This window comes from Sorangium sp. So ce1036, assembly GCF_051369805.1.
In the GTDB taxonomy this organism is placed as follows: domain Bacteria; phylum Myxococcota_A; class Polyangia; order Polyangiales; family Polyangiaceae; genus Sorangium; species Sorangium cellulosum_F.
This window is the reverse complement of record NZ_JBBMOX010000001.1, coordinates 7,904,587-7,920,346: the sequence shown is the minus strand read 5'-3', so window position 1 is coordinate 7,920,346 and position 15,760 is coordinate 7,904,587. Positions and strand designations below refer to the sequence as shown.

The 15,760-nt window shown below is 71.9% G+C and carries 13 protein-coding genes; 4 read left to right on the top strand and 9 right to left on the bottom strand.

The features are described from left to right. Window positions 1-17: 17 nt before the first annotated feature. Window positions 18-1,205, bottom strand: coding sequence for a cytochrome P450 (locus WMF31_RS29780; protein WP_436605192.1), 1,188 nt, complete (start codon window positions 1,203-1,205; stop codon window positions 18-20). Window positions 1,206-1,498: 293 nt separating this feature from the next. Further along, the gene (locus WMF31_RS29775; protein ID WP_436605191.1) at window positions 1,499-1,939 is read right to left on the bottom strand and encodes a hypothetical protein; all 441 of its coding nucleotides are present in this window, start codon (window positions 1,937-1,939) and stop codon (window positions 1,499-1,501) included. Between the two features lie 1,132 nt (window positions 1,940-3,071). Here WMF31_RS29775 and WMF31_RS29770 point away from each other — a divergent pair. Beyond that, window positions 3,072-4,307 (top strand): serine hydrolase domain-containing protein, encoded by a 1,236-nt coding sequence (locus tag WMF31_RS29770; RefSeq protein ID WP_436605190.1) that lies wholly within the window; start codon window positions 3,072-3,074, stop codon window positions 4,305-4,307. Window positions 4,308-4,420: 113 nt separating this feature from the next. Here WMF31_RS29770 and WMF31_RS29765 read toward each other — a convergent pair whose 3' ends face one another. Next, window positions 4,421-5,407 (bottom strand): hypothetical protein, encoded by a 987-nt coding sequence (locus WMF31_RS29765; RefSeq protein ID WP_436605189.1) that lies wholly within the window; start codon window positions 5,405-5,407, stop codon window positions 4,421-4,423. 372 nt (window positions 5,408-5,779) lie between these two features. Between WMF31_RS29765 and WMF31_RS29760 the strand changes: the two genes are divergently transcribed. The 3 genes from WMF31_RS29760 to WMF31_RS29750 all read left to right on the top strand — a co-directional run bounded on the left by WMF31_RS29760 (window position 5,780) and on the right by WMF31_RS29750 (window position 8,493). Next, window positions 5,780-6,844 (top strand): glycosyltransferase family 2 protein, encoded by a 1,065-nt coding sequence (locus WMF31_RS29760; RefSeq protein WP_436605188.1) that lies wholly within the window; start codon window positions 5,780-5,782, stop codon window positions 6,842-6,844. Window positions 6,845-6,910: 66 nt separating this feature from the next. After that, entirely contained in the window at window positions 6,911-7,540 is a 630-nt protein-coding gene (locus tag WMF31_RS29755) for a methylthioribulose 1-phosphate dehydratase (RefSeq protein ID WP_436605187.1), read from the top strand. 323 nt (window positions 7,541-7,863) lie between these two features. After that, a complete protein-coding gene (locus WMF31_RS29750) occupies window positions 7,864-8,493 on the top strand; it encodes a Uma2 family endonuclease (protein ID WP_436605186.1) in 630 nt (209 codons plus the stop codon). An 83-nt stretch (window positions 8,494-8,576) separates the two neighbouring features. Here the strand turns inward: WMF31_RS29750 and WMF31_RS29745 are convergent, their stop codons facing one another. The 6 genes from WMF31_RS29745 to WMF31_RS29720 all read right to left on the bottom strand — a co-directional run bounded on the left by WMF31_RS29745 (window position 8,577) and on the right by WMF31_RS29720 (window position 15,230). After that, window positions 8,577-9,155, bottom strand: a complete 579-nt coding sequence (locus tag WMF31_RS29745; RefSeq protein ID WP_436605185.1) for a hypothetical protein — start codon at window positions 9,153-9,155, stop codon at window positions 8,577-8,579. A gap of 459 nt (window positions 9,156-9,614) precedes the next feature. Beyond that, window positions 9,615-10,778, bottom strand: a complete 1,164-nt coding sequence (locus tag WMF31_RS29740) for an IS481 family transposase (protein ID WP_129346352.1) — start codon at window positions 10,776-10,778, stop codon at window positions 9,615-9,617. A gap of 36 nt (window positions 10,779-10,814) precedes the next feature. Further along, the gene (locus WMF31_RS29735; RefSeq protein WP_436605184.1) at window positions 10,815-11,795 is read right to left on the bottom strand and encodes a prolipoprotein diacylglyceryl transferase; all 981 of its coding nucleotides are present in this window, start codon (window positions 11,793-11,795) and stop codon (window positions 10,815-10,817) included. After that, window positions 11,792-13,156, bottom strand: a complete 1,365-nt coding sequence (locus WMF31_RS29730) for a hypothetical protein (RefSeq protein WP_436605183.1) — start codon at window positions 13,154-13,156, stop codon at window positions 11,792-11,794. The genes WMF31_RS29735 and WMF31_RS29730 overlap by 4 nt, the downstream gene beginning before the upstream one ends. A 350-nt stretch (window positions 13,157-13,506) precedes the next feature. Next, window positions 13,507-15,024, bottom strand: a complete 1,518-nt coding sequence (locus WMF31_RS29725; protein ID WP_129346305.1) for an L-fucose/L-arabinose isomerase family protein — start codon at window positions 15,022-15,024, stop codon at window positions 13,507-13,509. Continuing rightward, window positions 15,021-15,230 carry a hypothetical protein gene (locus WMF31_RS29720; protein ID WP_436605182.1) on the bottom strand — a complete coding sequence of 70 codons (210 nt, stop codon included), beginning with the start codon at window positions 15,228-15,230 and terminating at the stop codon, window positions 15,021-15,023. The genes WMF31_RS29725 and WMF31_RS29720 overlap by 4 nt, the downstream gene beginning before the upstream one ends. Window positions 15,231-15,760 lie beyond the last annotated feature (530 nt).

Sequence of the window (15,760 nt, the reverse complement as noted above, 5' to 3'; positions counted from 1 at the left end):
GAGCCGCCGGCGCGGCCTCAGCGCGCGATGAACCGCAGCGGCAAGGCGACGGGGCCACGCACCGTGAGCGTGCTGTTGTAGAGGATCTCCCCCGGGCCGCGCTCGACGCGGCGGAACCGCGCGACCAGCGCTTCCAGCGCCGCGCGGGCCTCCATGCGCGCCAGCGCCGCGCCGATGCAGAAATGGATGCCGTGGCCGAACTGGAGCCCACCGTGGGAGCCGCGGTGCAGGTCGAACCGGTCTGGATCGGGGAACTGCCGCTCGTCGCGGTTGGCCGAGGCCACGAGCGCGAGCACCGGCGCGCCGCGCGGCAGCGTCACGCCGGCGAGCGAGACCTCCCGGGTGGTGAGCCGGGGGACGGACTGGCTCGGACCGTCATGGCGGAGCGCCTCCTCGACGAAGAGCGGGACGAGGTCGGGCGCGGCGCAGAGGCGCTGCATCATCTCCGGGTGCTCGGCGAGGAAGCGCAGCGCATTGCCGAGGAGGTGGGTCGTCGTCTCGAGGCCGCCCAGCAGCAGCAGGACGAGGAAATCGATGATCTCGGTGTCCGTCAGGGCCTGTCCGTCGAGCTCGGCGCGGATCAGATCGCTCACCGTGTCGTCCGCGGGCGCGCGGCGCCGGGCCGCGACGACCTCTCCCAGGTACCCGGTCAGCTCCGCGATGGTCGTCCGGATGCGCCCTGCGTGGGCGGGGGGCTCGGGATCGGGCGTGACCGAGAGGATGTCGTCGGCCCATCGCTTGAAGTGCGCGCGGAGCCCGCCGTCGAGCCCGAGCACCTCGCCGATGACGAAGGCCGGAAGCGGCATGGCGAGGGCGTCGATGAAGTCGACCTCGCCCCCCGCGAGGCCGTCCGCGAGCTCCTCGGCGACCGCGCGGACGCGAGGCTCCAGCCGGGCGACGGCGCGGGCGCCGAACGCCCGGTGGATCAGCGCGCGCATCCGCGTGTGCTCCGGCGGATCGAGCGCGAGCATCGAGTTGGCCAGGGGGTTGTAGCCCACCCACGGCGGCTGCCACGCCGCCTTGAAGCCCTGGGACGAGAAGAGCTCTGGGCTCTTCAGGACGAAGAGCACGTCCGCATACCGGCTGACAGCCCACATCCCGCCGGGATCGACCTGACAGACCGGGTTGTGGCGGCGGAGCTCGGCATAATAAGGATACGGGTTCGCGCGAACCTGGGGCGCCAGCACGTCCATTCGATGTTGCATCGCAGTTGTCTCCCGGGCCCCCTCGGCCCGGGCGGCGCCACCGGGGCAGCCGCGGGCGAGCGGACCTCGGGAGGCAGCCTGAGCACGCGGCGGGCCACGCGGTGATCCCCCCTCCGCGGCCGTCGAGCGGAGGCCGGCCCTGCGCCGGCCGGCCGGGAGGACCGCGCGCTCGACGAGATCGGCCGGGGGCGGTCACGACGAGCGAGCCCGGAAGGCGCGCTGCCTCCCGGGCTCCCCCCTGCGCCGCCGCCGGCGGCCCGCGCCGCGCGGCGCCGGCGCGCTACTTGCAGAAGCTACTTGCAGAACACGAGGACCTTGCCGTCGTCGAAGACCTTGACGGCGACGACGTCCGAGATGTCGACGTCATTGTCGCTGAGGATATCGCCGATCGTCACGTCGTTGAGGAGGTCGAGCCCGTTCAGCGTGTTCTGCAGGTTCACGACCTGGAGGTCCACGAGCAGGTGGTTCAGCGTGTTGTCCACGTCCACGAGCGCGTCGCCGGAGAGGATGTCTTCGAGGTAGACGACCTTGATGTGATCCGGGTCGACGTTCACCAGCCCGAGGAGGTTCGTGATCTGGACCGGGAGGTTCAGGAGCGCGCTCGTGACGGTCGTGTAATCCGGCGCGTCGCTGGCGTCCGGCGCCTCCCAGGATGCCAGCGCGGGGGCCGCCACGCCGAGGGTCATGAGAGCAGCGAAGGCGCCCGAGAGAACACGAGACTTGAGAGACTTCATGCTTGTATTACCTCGAAGATTGAAGTTTCGGTTCGTCGTTTCACGGATGAGCGCAAAGCCTCCGGCCTGCAACGAGCCCATCGTCAACCCATTCCATCGATCGTGCGCCGGCGAGGATCGGCGTCCTCCGATGCGCGCCCGATTCGATCGAACTCGACGTATGGCCGTATGCCGGCGTCCTCGCGCCGGTCTCGATGCAGCCATGTTCTGTGGAGCTCCCGTGAAGGGACCCCCTTGGAGAGGCGCGCTGCCATGGCACGGCGCGCGCGCCTCTCCGAGGCTCGTCGATGCTGTCGTCGGTGCCTCGCGCTCGGTGCGAGGCCGAGCGGTCGTCGCACCCGCGCTCATTCACGGTTGATGCCAACCCTGAGGTCGTCCGGCCGATCCTCGTGTCCCGGTGGAATTCAGCGACACGGCCGGTTTTTGTCCCCGTCCATGGAGAGATTCAGCGCTGCTGATCTCCTGATGGCGTCAGGGCGGACAAGGGCGCCCCACGCCGCTGTCACATTGCGGCATTCCGTCACACCACGACGGGGCCGCGACCCGGGCCGGTGCGCGTGGGGAGAGCGCCGCCTCGTGGAGCGCTCCCGAGGTCCTGCCCCGCGGGCCGGCCGGCGGCGTCCGAGCGCGCCGTCCGCGGCGATCGCGCGCTCCGCGCGGCGTGGCCGGGGAGCTCGACCGCGCCGAGGCGGGGCGCCCCGCGCCCGTGACCGCGCGCGCCGGCGCCGCGTCCAAGCGAGGTCGGAACGCGGCGATCCATGCGTCCAACATCGTCTCCAGTCGTCCTGGGTGTCGGCGCGCGCGCGACGCGCACCTGCGTCATCCCGCAATCGATTGCGCTTCGATTCCTGCCATGCCACCCCAGTCGACAGGGGCACGCCAGGCCTCCGGCTGAAAAGGCAGCAGGATATCAGGTCATGTCAGCGATGCAGCTCGACGGAGAGAAGAACCTCTGCGTTGGCGTACATGTTGCCGAGCTCGGCGAGAGACGCCCACGCCGGATGCGCTCCGGAACCTGTCCGCGCAAGCCCCGTGGAGGGATTGGCCTCCATCACAAGCAAGGTTGAGAAGAGCCATGACCGATCAGCAACAAACATTCAGCCGCAGGCATCTCTTGCGCGTCTTGCATGGAATGAGCCAGCTCGCCGTGGTGGCCACCGCGGCGCCTGCGTTCGGCGGTACGGATTCCTGGAGGAGGAGCGCTCGGACCACGCTCACCTCGGGGCTGCCCGAGGAGGTGGGCATGAGCTCCGAGCGGCTGGAGCACGTCTTCGCGCGGATCCAGCGCCGGGTGGCCGACGGGCTGATCCCCGGCGCCACGGCGCTGGTCGCGCGGGGCGGCGTCATCGTGGGACAGCGGGCCTTTGGCACCAAGGTCGCCGGCACCGACGAGCCCGTCACGCTCGACACGATCTTCGACGTGCAGTCGATCACCAAGGTGCTCTCGACCGCGGCGTCGGCGCTCGCGCTCGTGCAAGAGCGCGTGATCCGCCTGGATGATCCGGTCGCCCAGTACCTGCCGGAGTTCGCCGCGAACGGAAAGGAGGAGATCACCGTCCACGACATGCTCCGGTATTCGGCCGGCTTGCCGATCGACAATCAGTTCCTGGACGTGCCGGACGCCGAGGAGGTCTGGCGCCGCATGGCCGAGACGCCGGTCGAGTACGCCCCGGGCACGTCGGTGGTGTACAGCGACCTGACCTACCGCCTGCTCGGGCGCCTGATCGAGGCCGCTGCGGGGGAAGATCTCGACACGGTCGCGCGGACGCGCCTCTGGGGGCCGCTCGGCATGGTCGACACGATGTACAACCCGCCCCCGGAGCTCCGCGAGCGCATCGCGGCCACGGGGTACTCCGAGCGCCGGGGTTACCTGGTCCGGGGCGAGGTGCAGGACGAGCAGGACTTCGCGCTGGGGGGCGTCACGGGTTGCGACGGCGTCTTCTCCACCGCGAGGGACGTCGCGGTGTTCTGCCAGATGATGATGAACGGCGGGGCGTATGGCCGCGCCCGGGTCCTCGGGCCCAGCCTGGTGCGCCTCATGACGATGAACAACACGCCGCAGGTGACGGAGTCGGCGACCGACATCTCGCCCATCGACAACCTGATCTGCACCCCGAAGGGGCTCGGCTGGGAGCTGCGAACAGGGTGCTTCTCGCACGGCGGCATGCGCCTGTCGCGGAGCGCCTACGGCAAGATGGGCGGCACCGGCACGTTCCTGTGGGTCGATCCGGCGCGGGAGCTCATCGGCGTGCTCCTGACCAACCACGGCCTGCCCCAGTCGCTCGAGGCGAGCGCCTGGCACCGGATGTTCGACTCCATCGGCTGCACCGAGTACTTCGACGGCCTCGTCAACGCGATCCACGATTGACCGCGCGCGGCGTCGCGCCCTGCGCCGTGAGCGCGGGGCGCGGCGGTCCGCGCCCCGCGCGCCCGCTTCAGGCCGGCCGAAGCCCGGTGCGCTGCGCGCGGAATCGCGTCGGCTCACGGGCTGCCGCCGGCAGGCGCCGCGAGCGGGATGAGGAGCTCCGGCGTCTGGACCCACACGACGAGATAAGGCTCGTCAGAGCGGCGGCGGACGAGCAGCACGACGAACGGGCAGGTGAAATAGAAGGCCCTCGGGGGGGCCGCGCATGCAACGCCGAGGTGCGCGGAGCTCTTGACTTCGGCGCCTCGAGCATCCAGCCGGAGCTGGATATCCTGCTGCGCTTCCGAGAGGACGAAGCCGCGCGCCCCCGCGTTTTTCAGCTTGCGCCCTGCGAGCTCGCGGTAGTTGCGCGTGATGGCCATGTCGACGCAAGGGATGGCTAGTTGATCCTCCGGATCGAGCGGCGCCCCTTCTCCCCGTGCGAGGGAGAGAACACGGCTGGCCGTGTCTTTCAGCGTTCGACGCGCCTCGACTTGCGCGATGAGAACGCGGTCTTCCGGCTGCGTCGTCGTGAGCTCCAGGACCGCCTCGTCCGGGGGTGCGCTGTGATGCACCAGCACCTGGCGCGCCATCGCTCTTCGCTCCTCTTCGGGGCCCTCGTCCCCCAGGCCGAACCCCTCCACCGGCGTGCCGCGGAAGAAGACTCCGTATTTCGCGGGGCGGAACGGGACGGGATACGCTAGCTTCTTGCTGAGCAGGCGATAGAGGAGCAGCATGTCCGGGCTGGGCGCATTCCAGCGTGGCTGCTCGCCGCCGCGCTGCTCGACGGCGTGATGCAGCTCCTCGAGGTCCGCGTCCTCGCCGAGGCCGATCCAGGAGAAGGCCGACGCGTCATCGACGAGCCCGTTCGGCAGGGGGGCGGCGAGCTCCTTCAACAGGAAGTCGTCGACATCCTCCAGGGCGACCGCTCCGCCGACGCGGTCGCATAGCGTCCGCCAGGCCATCCGGAATGTCGCGCAATGGACGATGTTCTTGCCCGGGCGATGTGGGGCGGAGAGCCGAGGGACCACGAGCGTGTCGACGAACTCGGTGTCGGGGCGCATGGGACGACGCTATCGGCACACGCGCGAGGCGGCAAGGCGCACGCTCGCGGCCGCTCGCCGACGAGCGAGGGAGACAGACGCCTCGGGTCGCTCGTCTGCGAGCCCGCCCGTCTTCGAGCCTCGACAGCCAGGCGGCGCGTGGCCGCCGGCGCGGCCTCGTCGCGGCACGCGGCCCGGCCGCTCGGTGTGCACGCCGAGCCCAGCGGCCACCTCGCGCGCGATCGATGTGCGGCCGCGCGGCGCAGTCCGCTCCGCGCGGGCGCCGGAATGGCCGCTGGCCCCGCGCTTGTATCCCCGCCTCGACGCGGCCGTTCCGCGGGGCGCCCTGTGCCCGCGGAGGGCCGGGGAAGGGGAGTTTCCATGAGTGGAGTCGTGAGCGCGCCCCCACGCGGGCGCCTCCGGCTGCGGCCGCTCGCCGAGCGGCCGCGGTGCAGCATCATCATTCCCTGTTACAACGAGGAGGGGTTCATCGAGGACGTCCTCCGCGCGGCCCTCCAGCAACGTTATCCGCCCGATCTCCTCGAGATCTTCGTGGTCGACGGCGGCTCGACCGACAGGACACGGGAGATCGTCGCGCGCGTCGCGGCGGCCGATTTCCGGGTGACGCTGCTCCACAACCCCGGTCGCGTCCAGGCCGCGGCGATGAACCTCGGCATTCGCCGGTCGCGAGGGCAGGTGATCGTCCGGATGGACGCGCACGCGGATTACGCCGACGACTACGTGGCTGCGTCGGTGGCGGTGCTCCGGAGGACCGGCGCGCTCAACGCGGGCGGCGCGGCGCGGCCGCGGTACCGCAACGGCTTTCAGCGGGCGCTCTGCGCGGCGCTGTCGAGCCCCCTCGGCGTGGGCGGCTCGGCGTACCGGGACCCGTCGCGGGAGGGGTTCGTCGAGTCCGTGTTCAACGGCGCCTTCCGGCGCGAGGCGTTCGAGATCGCCGGCCTCTACGACCCGGCCGCGATCACCAACGAGGACGCCGAGCTGAACCAGCGCATCATCGAGGCGGGCGGCGCGGTCTACCTGTCCCGGGAGATCGTCGCCTATTACTACCCGCGGGCGTCGCTCGCGGCGCTCGCGCGGCAGTACTTCGCCTACGGCATGGGGCGGGCGCGCACGCTGCTCTGCCGGAGGCGGCTGCTGTCGCTCCGGCCGATGGTGCCGTTCCTCGCGGTGACGGCGTTCGCGCTCCTCGCGCTCGCGTCCGTGGGGCTCGCGTCCATCCGTCCGGTGCTCGCCGGCGCGTCGCTCGCTTACGCCGCGCTCGTGATCGCGGAGTCGCTCCGGCTCTCGCGGCGCGCCTCGGTCGCCGACTTCCCCTTGCTCTGCGCCCTTTTTCCCACGATGCACGCCGCGCACGGGCTCGGGTTCTGGGCCGGGCTGCTCCGCGGCGCGCGAGATCGCGCGCGCCGGCGCGAGGCGGGGCGCCTTCCGGTCCGGTGACGGGCCGCCTCGCGGCGGCGGGGCGGCGCGTTGAGGGGCCGCGGCCCCTCTGGTAGGGTCCTCGCCGTGAGCGCGGAGGGGACATCGTTTGCGTCGGTCGCGGCCGAGCTCATCGCGCTGTCCCGCTGGTGCTGCGAGCGAGGGTGGACGCCGGCGACCAGCGGCAACTTCTCTGCCCGGCTCGGCGAGGGCACCTTCGCGATCACGGCGTCCGGGCGGCCCAAGGGCGCGCTCGGCCCATCGGACGTCGTGGTCGTGGACGCCCACGGGCGCCTCGCCCGGCCGGCCGCCGGCCGCCCGTCGGCCGAGACGCTGCTGCACTGCCAGCTTTACCGGCGCTCCAGCGCGATCGGCGCGGTCGCGCACACCCACTCGCGGGCCGCGACGGTGCTGTCGCGCGGCGCCCTGCGGGCGGGATACGTGACGATCTCGGGCTACGAGCTGGCCAAGGCGCTCTCCGGGGTGACGACGCACGACGAGGCCGTGCTGCTCCCCGTGTTCGCCAACACGCAGGACATCGCGAGGCTGGCCGAGGAGGTCGAGGCGTTCATGTCGGCGCACCCTCCGGTGCACGGCTACCTCATCGCCGGTCACGGGCTCTACACGTGGGGGGCGAGCGTCGCGGACGCGAGCCGCCATGTCGAGGCGCTCGAGTTCCTGCTCGACTGCGCGCTGCTGGAGGGGAGGAGCGCGTGAGTGGGGGGGCGCGGGCAGCGGCGTGGGGCAGGGGAAGAGGGGGATCCGGTCGCAGCGGAGCCAGCGGGTGAGGGGGCGCAGCGCGGGGCGCCGGCGGGGCGGTCCCACAAACTCGCGCCTCGTGGCGGCAATGGCCAGTTGAACGGGGGAGGTGATCCGGGGGGAATGCGCTGCGCTGCGGGCCGGCGCTCGGGTTTGTGGGGGCCTGCCCCGCCGGCGCCCCGCGCTGCGCCCCCTCACCCGCTGGCTCTTTGTCGAGGAGCCAGGGCCGGGGCGCGAGCGCGCGCTGTGCAACCGCGGCGGGACGGCGCTAGCCTCCCCGCATGTCCGTCATCCCACCGGCCGCCGGACCGCTGCGGCCCGAGCGCGCGACGATCGCGGACTGGCTCGCAGAGCCCGACGAGCGCGGGGCAGAGCTGATCCACGGGCGGCTCGTCTACAAGGCTGCCCCGAGCCCCGAGCACGGCCGCGCGCAGCGCAAGCTGGGCGCCCTCCTCGACGCCTTCGACGGCAGGCCGGGCGAAGGGGGACGACCCGGCGGCTGGTGGCTCTCGATCGAGGTGGACCTGCAGCTCGCCGGGGGAGGCGTGCGGCCCGATCTCGTCGGCTGGCGGCGCGACCGCGTGCCCGCGCTCCCCGAGGCTCCCCCGGGCGGCGCGATCTCCGAACGCCCCGACTGGGTCGCCGAGGTGCTCTCCTGCTCGACGGCCGCCCGCGATCTCGGTGACAAGCGGAGCATCTATCATGCAGCCGGCGTCGGCCATTACTGGATCATCGATCCGGCGAACCGGATGCTGATCGTCTATCGCTGGACACGAGAAGGATACCTCCTCGCCCTGAGCGCCGGCGCGGACGCTCTGGTGCGCGCAGAGCCGTTCGATGCGCTGGAGCTCGGGGTAGGGCTCCTGTTCGGCGACGAGGGAGAGCGGGAGGCCGGGACATCGGATCGGTGAGGCGATCGCGGCGAAGGACCCGGGATCGCGCGAGCGGCGGCGTCGCGCGGCGCGTCCCCGATGCGCCTGTCCGGTGCTCAACGCTACAGCAGACTGGCGCCGATCCAGAGCCCGGGCTCGTACGCGACGAGCACGTCCACGTCGCTCGACCCGAGCACGAGGAAGCTCGCCGGAGTGACGCCGACGAAGAAGCTCGAGGTGATCGGGAACTGCATGCCCCACGCGAAGCGGCCGCCGAAGGCGCCGACGCCCTCGAAGTACGGCGAGTCGAAGGAGATGCGGTAATAGCCCGGCGTGATCCCGGCCGACATCTCGAAGTGCGGGCCGATACCCCAGATGAACCGGAGCGGCACGCCGGCCGCAATCTGGTTGACGTCGACGGTGAAGACGCTCCGGAGCTCGACGCCGATCTCGAAGCGATGCGGTTCGCTCATGGGGAGGCGCGCCACGGCGGCAAGATCCAGGGACAGGCCGTCGGTCACCGTGAAGCGATCCGGGACGAAATAACCGGACATTCCGAGCGACAGCGCCAGCCGGTGCGCGTTGGCCTCCCGCTGGATGTTCGGCCCGGGCTTCGTGACCGCGGGGGCCGGAGGCGCCTCCGGTGCGCGCTCCGACGACGGCGACGGCGCACCCGCCTCGAGCGGGGGAGGGGAGGGCACGGCGCCCGCCGGCGGCGGCGCGTGCGGATAGGGCGGCGCGGGGTACCCACCGGGCGGCGGCGGGTAGGGGTAGTGCGGCGCGGGGTGGCCTCCGGGCGGCGGCGGGTAGGGGTAGTGCGGCGCGGGGTGGCCGCCGGGCGGCGGCGGGTAGGGGTAGTGCGGCGCGGGGTGGCCACCGGGCGGCGGCGGGTAGGGGTAGTGCGGCGCGGGGTGGCCTCCGGGCGGCGGCGCGTCCGTGTACGAGCGGAGCCCTGGTAACAGTTCTGACCGGGAGCAGCGGTGACACTTCCTTGAGCTACGGGCCCCTGCTCCGGGAGGACTGGGAACAGGGGCCGGATCCTCGTCGACGCGACACGCTCACCGCGCTCTCTCGGACCGCCAGGATCTATACACGAACCGCTTCCCGCGGTCTCGGTACACGCGAGCCTCTCCTCACGTTCCGGCGTGAGTGCGCGCAGGTCACCGTGCCTTGGCGAGCTGCAGCTCCTTGTTCTTCAAGGTGACCTGCGCGAGCAGAACCGGCCCGTAGTACAGCTCCCAGACGTCGTCGGCGATCGGAAGCAGCCCCACGGGTTCGTTGGCGATCAGCTTGGAGACGAAGGTGTTCGCGCCACCGAACTGAAGCCGACCCATGTCCCCCACGCGTCGCACGGCCATCGTGTCCGGATACTCCGGCGAGGAGGGCTTGCTCGGCATCGTCCGCCGCGACGGCGTGTAGCGCGAAGCCGGCGTCCTCTGGCCGAGCGCCTCGTGAGGCCGCTGGTCATTGTACTCGTGCCGGAAGCGGTCGAAGACGCGCTGCTGCGCCGCGAGCGTGGCTTCGGGCGGCGATGTCGCCTCCGCCTTCAGCGTCTTGTGCATGCGCTCGTGCCGGCCGTTCTGCTGCGGTTTGCCGGGCTCAATGCGCTCGGGAACCACGCCGAGCTTGATCCAGCTCACCGACAGCGCCGAGAGCCCTCCAATGCCCTGCGTGGCGAACGGCGGGCCGTTATCGGAGCGGATACGATTCGGCAGCCCAAACTCGCGGAACGCGCGCTCGAAGTGCGGCCGCACCGAGGCCTCGTCCGGCTTCGCTACGCCCTCGCATTTGAGCAAGTACCGCGACGCCTGGTCCGTCAACGTCAGCGGGTGGCACCGGGTCTTGTCGCCAAGCGCGAAATGCCCCTTGAAATCGGCGCACCATGTGTCATTAGGCTGCTCCGCTGGAGCCAGCGTCGACGGCATCGCTGACGTCGGCATCACCACGCGGCGCCGCCGGGGCCGGATCAGCCCGTGTTTCTTGAGCAGCTCGCCGATGGTGCTCGTCGCCGGCAGCCCCTCAAGGCCCATGCTCTCCAGCCGGGCGCGCAGCTTCTTCGGACCCCAGGTGGGTCGCTCCTTCCGCAGCTCGACCAGCGCGTTGACGATCGCCGCTGGCGTCGCATGCGGGAACGTGTGCGCCACGGGCCGCCGCTCCTCCAGACCACGAGGTCCGGCTTGCTCGTAACGCTCCACCCACTTGTACCCCGTCTTCCGGCTGATGCCGAACCGTCGGCACAGCTCCGCGAACGTCTCGTCCGACTCGTTGACCTGCGCGATGAACTGAAGCCTCTCGTCCACTGAACATGTCTCTTTCCAGGGCACCAGCGATCCTCCGTCGCCGACCCTCTACGACATATGTCACCCAGGCTCCCGGTCCGTCCGGGTGCTACCCAGGCTCCCGGTCTGAACCGTTACCCAGGCCACCGGTCCGTACCCCGTGGGCTCCGCGGGGTGGGCCGGCTGCGCGGCGGCGTCGCCCGGGGCGAGGCAGAGGGACGCGAGCGAGAGCAGCGTTGGCGCCACGGCAGGAGCGCGGGGCGCCCGGCGCGCGCGCACGACGGCCGCCCCGAGCCCGACCAGCAGCGCCAGCGAGACGAGCTGCGCCGTGCTGAGCCCGCCGTAGACGCCGCGCCCTGCGTCCCCCCGGAGGAGCTCGATGAGGAACCGGCCCGCGGCGTAGAGCGCGAGCCACGTCGCGAACGCGCGGCCGTCCCGGTGCCCCCGGGCGAGCCACAGGGCCGCGATCGCGCTGGCCACGGCCCCGAGCGCCGCCTCGTAGAGCTGCGTGGGATGCACGGGCAGGCTCGGCGAGCCGAGGGGCACCCAGCCGGCCGCCGCGTGATCCGCCGCCGCGAGGCTGCCGGCGGGGAAACGGACGCCGAGCGCGATCGCGGTCGCGCGGCCGTAGTCGCACCCCGCGAGGAAGCAGCCGGTGCGCACGCACGCGTAGGTGATCCCGAGCCCGGGCACCAGCCGGTCGAGGAACGGGAGCACGGGCGCGCCGCGCCGGCGCAGCACCAGGACGGCGACCCCGACGCCCGCGATGAGGCCGCCATAGGCAGCGCGCCCCGCGTGCAGCACCGGCGCCCACGAGCCCCGCGCGAGCGCCTCGGGCGCGGCGCGCAGCGCCTCGAAGGCGTAGCCGCCCAGGAGCGCGGCGACGTAGCCCGCGAGCAGCGCGCGGCCCTCGACCGCCACGTCGCCGCGATCCCGGCGCACGAGCCAGAAGAACGCCATCGCCCCGAGGAGCCCCGCGGCGGCGACCATCACCGCGTAGGTCGGCGTGAGCCACGGCGGCAGGCCGTGGCGCTCGAGCCAGCGCATCAGCGCCGGGCTCACGCGCGCCTCCGGATGCGCAGCGCCATGTAGCCCGCGGGCGCGAGCAGCCAGAACACGGCGCCGAGCGGCGGCGGCGCGTCCGGGCGGCCGCCGGTCCGGGCGAGCGGGCCGGCGCTCAGCCGGCAGCTCGAGCCCTTGCAGTCCCGGTCGCAGTCGCTCTGGTTCTGGTTGCAGTCGCTGCAGTTCTGGTTGCAATCGCTGCAGTTCTGGTTGCAGTCCGCGATGTCGTTGTTGCAGCTCGCACAGCTACATCCACCCGAGTCCGTCGCGCCGCCCGAGGGGCCGCTCCAGGCGCCCGAGGGGAGGGTCGGCCGGCCGTGCTGCAAGCACAGGTCGAGCACGGCCATGCAGCCCTGGTCCGCGGCGAACGCGCGCGCGCCGTCGCGGTCCGCGATCGGCAGCGCGGCGCACGCGCCGTTACCCGCGGACAGGACGCATTCCCTGACCCCCTCGATGCTCATCAGCGCGAGCACGCAGAGCGCCTCGGCGTGCAGCTCTCCGGCGTTGACCCACGCGCACTCGGCCTGCGCGTCCGCGAACGTCGGGTCGGTGCGCTCGTGCTCGCACCGCCCCGCCGCGGCGCAGGTGCACACCTGTCGCACCTCGGCGGCGCACACGGCGAGCGACGGCGGGAGGTGGTAGGGGTTCGCGCGCACGGATCTCGGCTCGATCCGGGGCAGCTCCGATATCACGACGGCGCCGCCCGGCGGGCCAGGGGGCGCGGGCGCGTCCGGGGGCGCGAGGGCGCTCAGCGCGACCAGCCACGAGGCGTTGACGTAGACCGTGCGGTCCTGCGCGATCACGCCCGCGGGCAGCCCGGTGACGCGGACGAGGTCGCGCGCCCCCGCGCGCCGCGCGATGTCCGCGAGGATCTCGCCGGCCCGGCCGCCGAGCGCGGCCTCCTCGAGGCGCGCGGTCGAGGGCGACGGCGGCTCCCCCGCGAGGACGGGCCGCTCGAGCGGCCCCTCGGGGGCGCCGAGGGCGCGCTCCGCCGCGAGGGAGCGCAGGACGAAGCCGTCCGCGGACGGCTCGAGGGCGCCGAGGACGATGGCGTCCTCGCCCCGGTCCTCCCGCGCCGCGTCCGCGCTGCGGACCAGCGCGGGGACGCTCGCGATCTCCGCGTCGGCGACGGCCGCCTCGTCCCCGCCGGCGCCGTGCGCCTCCTCCAGCCGCGCGGCCATCTCGTGCAGGGCTTGCTCGGGCAGGGTCGCGAGGACCTCCGGCGCGGCGCTCAGCGCGTCGCGCAGCGGCAGGTCGTCGTACGGCGGCGTCTCCACGCCGCACGCCCCGAGCGCCGCCGGGAGCGCGAGCAGCGCAGCGGCACGGAGGATCGCTCTCTCGATGATCGCCTTGGTTCGCATGCCCCCTCCCGGAAGCCCCATGAGGCGCGCGCCTCCCGACACGACGCTCCCCGCTCGACCGGGCGAGCGGGGAGCGTCGTGTCGGTGAGGGCGTTTGCGATCACGGTATCAAAAGATCATTCCGGGAAGATATCGATGCGCGCGCGGTGAGCGATGGAGCACCGGGTGCGACCCGGACCCTCGGCGTGCTCGTCGGGATGCGCACCTCCCCGCCCGGCCTGGGTGTTGCGTCCACCCTGGCCGCCAGCTCATGTCAATCTGGGCAGGCCTCGCCGCCGGGCTTGACGGTGCCGGATCGTTCGGACTTCTTCTTCCCGTTAGCGGCAGCGGCCCCGGGCGCCGAGCTCCTGTCACAGCTGCTCGACCGTATTGTGCTCGTAGTACTCGACGAGCTCCAGGCCGGACCCGTTGAGCCCCGCCTGGGCATTGATGTAAGGCAGGGCGTCTCGGACGGCCTTCATCGTCGTGGCGATGGCACGCCGGGTCCCCACGACCAGCGCGGCGTGGTGCTCCACCGCCCGCCGCGGATCCGTGACGTAGCGGAAGAGCTTCTGGATCTCCGGGATGTACACGCGCCCGCGCGTCCCGAAGGTCTGAATGCGCTCTTCCTTCACCTGGCCCACGCCGCCGTACATGAAGATCTTGCCTTCACGCGCGTTGGTACAGGGGCGCAAGAACGCGCAGGTACCGGGCTTGAGGTCTCCGTCGACGGCTCCCCAGCTGTTCTCCCGCCCCACCACATCCGCCAGGATCCGGTGCTCGGTGATCTTGGAGCCCGGGTGCATCACGCTCTTGGCCCACACCCCGCAGTGGAAGAGATCCACCTCCTGCCGCTCGTCGTCGAACATGTTGTTCCAGTCCCCCAGGACCGGGATCAGCCCCGAGGCGCTCTGCAGCATGTACATGCCCATCCAGCCAGCGATGTCGGTCTCGCAGGCGGCGGGCAGCAGGCGCTCGGAGAGCATGCTCATGCACGTGCAAGGCATGACCCCCACCTCGCCTCCCACCTGGTACTTCTGCATCTCCGTCCAGCAGCGCACGGCGATGCCGTCGAGATCGTTCTCCTCGACGAAGCGGTCGAAGACGACGCCCATTCGCGCGATGGCGTCCAGCGAGGCCGAGGGCACCTCCTCGGCCCCGAAGTGCCCGCGGATCTCGTCTTTCTTCGCGGACAGGCGCGCAGGAGGCACGTCGCGCATCTGGCGATCGAGGGCGATCAGCTCCAGCCCCACGGTGCTCAAGCCGAGGTGCCCCAGCAGCTCGGTCGACACGGTGGTCACCGTCTGGAAATCGTCCGGCCCGGAGCCGACCAGGCCGAGGCGCACGCCTCGCCCTCGCCGACGAAACTTGGAGGCCAGCACGCAGGTGGCGTGAAACGCCCGCAGGTCGTCGGCGAAGGCGACCGAGTCGACCGCCTCGCAGTGCTTCGAGGTGAGGGTGTAGGGGTAACCGATGTGGCGCAGGGCATTGGTCGCGGAGAAGCGACCACAGGCGCCGTCCCGACGCCCTCGCTGGCCCATCTTGCCCTGACCGCGCACGTCCGGCTCGGTGTGAATCAAGACGGGGACGTTCAGATCCGCCAGGCGCAGGAAATCCCGGATGCCGTTCTCGTCCGAGAAGTTGTACATCGAGCAGACGATCCCGATGGCCCCGCCGCCGTCCACCCCGGCGCGGTGCTCCTGCGCCTTTGCGGCGGCGCGCTTGGCGTCTGCATAGGTCTCGACATGGCCCAGGTCGACGTACTCCGCCGCATCGCCGAGCAGCCCCCGCACCACGGAGGCCGTGGCCTGGGCGCCCTCCACGGCGAACTCCGTGGGAAAGCTGCCGCGGTTGCCCATGAATCCCAAGATCACCGGTCTCCGGCTCATTGTCGTCCTCCTGATAAGTGTTCCAAGCCCGCACGCTCGAAGCGCCTCGCCTCGATCCTTTCAGCCTGGCCGCCCGGACGCTCGACGATGCGCTGGATGCGACGTGACGCCTCGGCGCGGCCATCGCCCGCTTCGATCAGGTCGATGTCATGAACACCGCAGTGCGTCGCGCCCAGCGTGGTGATGCGCCCGAAGCTCGCGTCCATCTTCCTACGAGCACGGGTCGACGCGTCCTTGCCCTCATCCCGGGGGAAGTCGATCGTCCCCGGACCGAACGGATCGTGACGTCCGTGGGTTGTACATCAGAGGAGGGACTTAGGCAAGACTATTTACGAAGTGGGCGCCAGGGTGCCGGCCTCGGGACCGGTGGCTCACGGTGATGCCTTCGCGCACGGCGAGGTCAGTCAACATTTTGAGCTTCTTGGATTTTCTCACGCTGGCGAGATCGCGCGGGGAAAGCGTCCAGCCATCGTCAGGGGCGCGACCCCTCGCGGCCCTCGCCGGGGTCGACGAGGCTGGGCGCGGGGCGGCGTCGGCCGAGGGCCATGGCGGACGCGGGCGGACACGAGAGGGCCGGCGAGGTGCTCTCCCTCGGCGCGACGATCGTGGTGAGGGCCCGCCGGCGCCCCCGCCGCCGTAGCCGCCCTTGCCGCCCCAGCCGCCGTCGCCTCCGCGGCAGGCGTGTTCTCCGAGCGTGGATGATTCCCCTGGCGGGCCTCCCTGCACGCCCTGCCCA

Bases quoted from the DNA above. Each gene is read 5' to 3' on its own strand.
- WMF31_RS29780 (WP_436605192.1), bottom strand. From the start codon at position 1,205: ATGCAACATCGAATGGACGTGCTGGCGCCCCAGGTTCGCGCGAACCCG.
- WMF31_RS29775 (WP_436605191.1), bottom strand. From the start codon at position 1,939: ATGAAGTCTCTCAAGTCTCGTGTTCTCTCGGGCGCCTTCGCTGCTCTC.
- WMF31_RS29770 (WP_436605190.1), top strand. From the start codon at position 3,072: ATGAGCCAGCTCGCCGTGGTGGCCACCGCGGCGCCTGCGTTCGGCGGT.
- WMF31_RS29765 (WP_436605189.1), bottom strand. From the start codon at position 5,407: ATGCGCCCCGACACCGAGTTCGTCGACACGCTCGTGGTCCCTCGGCTC.
- WMF31_RS29750 (WP_436605186.1), top strand. From the start codon at position 7,864: ATGTCCGTCATCCCACCGGCCGCCGGACCGCTGCGGCCCGAGCGCGCG.
- WMF31_RS29730 (WP_436605183.1), bottom strand. From the start codon at position 13,156: ATGCGAACCAAGGCGATCATCGAGAGAGCGATCCTCCGTGCCGCTGCG.
- WMF31_RS29725 (WP_129346305.1), bottom strand. From the start codon at position 15,024: ATGAGCCGGAGACCGGTGATCTTGGGATTCATGGGCAACCGCGGCAGC.
- WMF31_RS29720 (WP_436605182.1), bottom strand. From the start codon at position 15,230: ATGGACGCGAGCTTCGGGCGCATCACCACGCTGGGCGCGACGCACTGC.